At 28.3% G+C, this 3,868-nt stretch carries 2 protein-coding genes; one reads left to right on the top strand and one right to left on the bottom strand.

The window, feature by feature from the left end; translation table 11 throughout:
- Positions 1 to 303 precede the first annotated feature (303 nt).
- A complete protein-coding gene (locus N4A48_RS04820; RefSeq protein ID WP_293664685.1) occupies positions 304 to 1,830 on the top strand; it encodes a cohesin domain-containing protein in 1,527 nt (508 codons plus the stop codon).
- A 288-nt stretch (positions 1,831 to 2,118) separates the two neighbouring features.
- On the opposite strand, the gene N4A48_RS04825 is transcribed toward N4A48_RS04820, so the two are convergent.
- Complete coding sequence (locus N4A48_RS04825; protein WP_293664686.1) at positions 2,119 to 3,576, bottom strand: aminoacyl-histidine dipeptidase; 1,458 nt, start codon at positions 3,574 to 3,576, stop codon at positions 2,119 to 2,121.
- Positions 3,577 to 3,868 lie beyond the last annotated feature (292 nt).

Consider the following 3,868-nt stretch of genomic DNA (forward strand, 5'->3'; position numbering starts at 1 on the left):
ATATAATTTTGAAAAATAGATATCTTGAAAGATACTCTTTTTGAAAAATACATGGTAAAATATTCAAAATATGTATTTTAAAAAATCGAACATAACAAAAGGATTAGATTTTATGCGACAACTCTATTGACAAACACCGTTCACAGGTAATCTAACATTTCTTAAATATAAATTATAGATAAAAAAACTTCGTATGAAAATGCGAAGTTTTTTAGTTGTTAAATATAAAGAAAATAGAGAATATTTCATAAAAATGTATGAAATGGTAAAATAAACTTGAAAATAAAATAATGGAGGTGTATTATGAAGAAAAACATTAGATTCAAGGCGATAATTTTAAGTTTTTTATTAATAGTTCTAAGCTTTAACACCGTTTTTGCTAATAATGAAGTAAATTCATCAAATGAGAAAGAAGTAGAGAATGAATGGATAGGAGTAGATAATGGAGGACTGAACTTTGATTCATCTAAAAATACAGAGACTGTAGATTTAAAAGTATATAACAATGAATTATATGCTTGTTGGGGTGAAATGAATAGTAATGATATATATAAAACAAGAGTAAAGAAATATGATGGAAGTAAATGGATAGAAGTAGATAATGGAGGATTGAATTTTAATTCAACTAGATCACCGATTTACCCAAAATTGGAAGTGTATAACAATGAATTATATTCTATTTGGCAAGAAAAGGCTGAAGAAGTAAATCAAATAAGAGTAAAAAAATATGATGGAAGTAAATGGATAGGAGTCGATGATGGAGGACTAAAATTTGATTTATCCAAACATGTGAATGGTAACTTAGATTTGAAAGTATATAATAATAAGTTATATGCGATATGGAATGAAGACGAAGGCAATCGAATATATCAATTAAGAGTAAAGAAATATAATGGAAGTAAATGGGTAGGAGTAGATAATGGAGGGCTAAATTTTGACTCATCTAGAGAAACATATGCCCCAAATTTAGAAGTATATAATAATGAATTATATGCTACTTGGACAGAAATAAATAGTATGGATATAACACAAATAAGAATAAAGAAATATGATGGAATCAAATGGATAGGAATAGATGATGGAGGGTTAAATATTGATTCATCTAAATATGCGAATAACTCAAATTTAAAAATATACAACAATGAATTATATGTTACTTGGATAGAACAAAATATTAGTCATAACTATCAAATAAGAGTAAAGAAACTTGTAAATAATACAAATAAACTTATAATTAATATAAAACCTGAAAAAGAAAAGATAAGAGTAAATGAAGAAGTAATGGCGAGTTTGAGTATAGATAATGTAAACAATATATATGCTCAAGATATTAGAGTTAAGTATGATTCTAACTTATTAGAATACATAGGACCAGCAAAGGAATTAGAAGGAATTAAAATTGTTGACGAAAAAGAAGTAAAAAAGGGAGAACTTAGATTTATATTAGGAAGTAAGGGTAGTAGCAATGTTATAAATGATAAAACTGATTCGATTAAGCTTAAATTCAGAGGAAAGCAAGCTGGAAGTGCTAAGGTTGATATAACTAAAGGAAGAATTGCTACTATAGAAAAAGAATGGGAAGTAGAGGAAAAAGGGTGTGGAGAAACTACTATAGTAATCGAAGGTCTTCAAGATGTTAATAAATCTGGGGAATTTACTTTGGTAGACTTAGCAATAGACTTTTCATACTATGGATTAAACGCAACAGATACTGATACAAATAAGTATGATGCTGATGTTGTTAAAGATGATGAGATAAACGATGTGGATTTAAAGGTCATAGCACAAGCTATGAAGAATAATCCAAATTACCAACCAAATAAATATTAATTATTCTTGTATAGAAATTTAAGAATATAATTTAAATAAGAACACTAACTAAAAATGATGCTTATTAAAATGTTAGTTACTTTTGGTTAATATTTTTCAATAAAACTTAGATTGAGACGTTAAAATATCCGTTAAGAAACTTCATTGTTTGACCGTAAGGGAGTTAATGAAGTTTTAGGATATTTTATAAGTCTCAATCTTTAGTTTTATAAAAATATTGACTAAGTAACGGTATTTTCATAAGCATCATTTTTTGATTAGGCACAATATTATAAAGAGTATCTTAAATTACTTTATATTCTTCAATATATCTAATAAATACTCATAAGTTCTTTCAGTAGAATCTATATCCAAATGTTCCTCTGGAGTATGAACATCAAACATATCAGGACCTAGTGATATAGCATCTACATGAGGCATCTTCTCAAGTAAAAGGCCACACTCAAGACCTGCATGAATAGCTATAACCTTAGCCTCTTTATTATATCTATTCTTATGAACATTTTGGCATATATCTCTAAGCTTAGAATCAGCCTTATAAGACCACTCTGGATAATCAGAATCAGCTAACAACTCACAATCAAGTAACTTAGCAACACACTTCATCTCGTCAACTATATTATTCTTTAAGCTCTTAACAGAACTTCTAACAGCACTTTCAAATGTAATTTCTTCATCATGAGTTATAACTACACCAAGATTTGTAGAGCTTTCCACAAGATCCTCGATATCCATACTCATAGTTTGGATTCCATTTGGAATTAAAACTAAAGAAGATATTAACTTTTTCATAGTATCTTTTGAGAATACTTTTTCTACTTTATCTTCATATTTTTTAACTTCAACAGATACACCAGGGTCTGAAGTTGCAAATTCGCTCTTAAATATATTATTTAAGTTCTCTATTAACTCACAAAGTATTTTCTCATTTTTAGAATCTGTAAGTATTACAGCTTCACATTCACGAGGTATTGCATTCATTTTTGCTCCTCCGTGAACATTAGCTATAGAATAGTTTATTTCATAGTTTAACTTAGATAAAATTCTTCCCATTAACTTATTAGAATTTCCTCTTTGCTTTATAATGTCCATTCCAGAATGGCCACCTTTTAAGCCTGTTATATCTATTTTATAAGAAGTTAAATTAGTATCAACTTTTTCCCAAGCTATAGGAAGAACTTGTTTTGTTCTAACTCCACCAGCACAGCTAACTAAAAGATATCCTTCTTCCTCAGAATCAAGATTTATAAGGTATTCGCCTTTAAGATGAGATGGATCTATATTTATAGCTCCACCCATTCCTGTTTCTTCTTCTGAAGTTACTAATACCTCAAGTGCAGGGTGTTCTAAATCGTTTGCTTCAAGTATAGCTAAAGCATATGCTACAGCTATTCCATTGTCAGCTCCAAGAGTAGTATTATCTGCGTATATGTAATTATCAACTATCTTTAAATTTAGGGCATCTTTTTCAAAGTCATGATCAGTTCCCTTGTTTTTCTCGCATACCATATCCATATGACCTTGAAGGATTACACAAGGAGCATTTTCGTAGCCTTTAGTAGCAGGCTTTTTGATGATAACATTTAAAGCGTCATCTTGGATTGCTTCTAGGTTGTGTTTTTTAGCAAAATCCACTAAATAGTCGCTTATAGCCTTTTCATTACCTGATCCTCTAGGAATTTGAGACATTTCTTCGAAATATCCAAAAACTGCTTCAGGCTTTAGATTTTTTAAAACATTGCTCATAAAATCAACTCCTAATTAAATCTTTTTATGTAAAAAATAAATCAAAATATATAAATTAATTTATATATATGTACAAATCAATTCTATTATAACATATAAAAAAGCCTTTTTTTGAAAAAATTTACAAGTAGTTTTTGAATTTATTATAATATATTAACCCGTTGTGCTAGTTAAATTTTTCAAATAATAAAACTCCAACAAATATGAAAACCTAAAGTTAATCAAAAAACTTTTATAAAGGAGGCTTTCAATATGTTGGAGCTTAATAACTATTCTATCCAAAATATCGAAA

The organism is Tepidibacter sp., from assembly GCF_025210165.1.
GTDB lineage: Bacteria > Bacillota > Clostridia > Peptostreptococcales > Peptostreptococcaceae > Tepidibacter_A.

Coding starts and splice junctions, on each gene's coding strand:
- N4A48_RS04820 (WP_293664685.1), top strand. CDS start 304: ATGAAGAAAAACATTAGATTCAAGGCGATAATTTTAAGTTTTTTATTA.
- N4A48_RS04825 (WP_293664686.1), bottom strand. CDS start 3,576: ATGAGCAATGTTTTAAAAAATCTAAAGCCTGAAGCAGTTTTTGGATAT.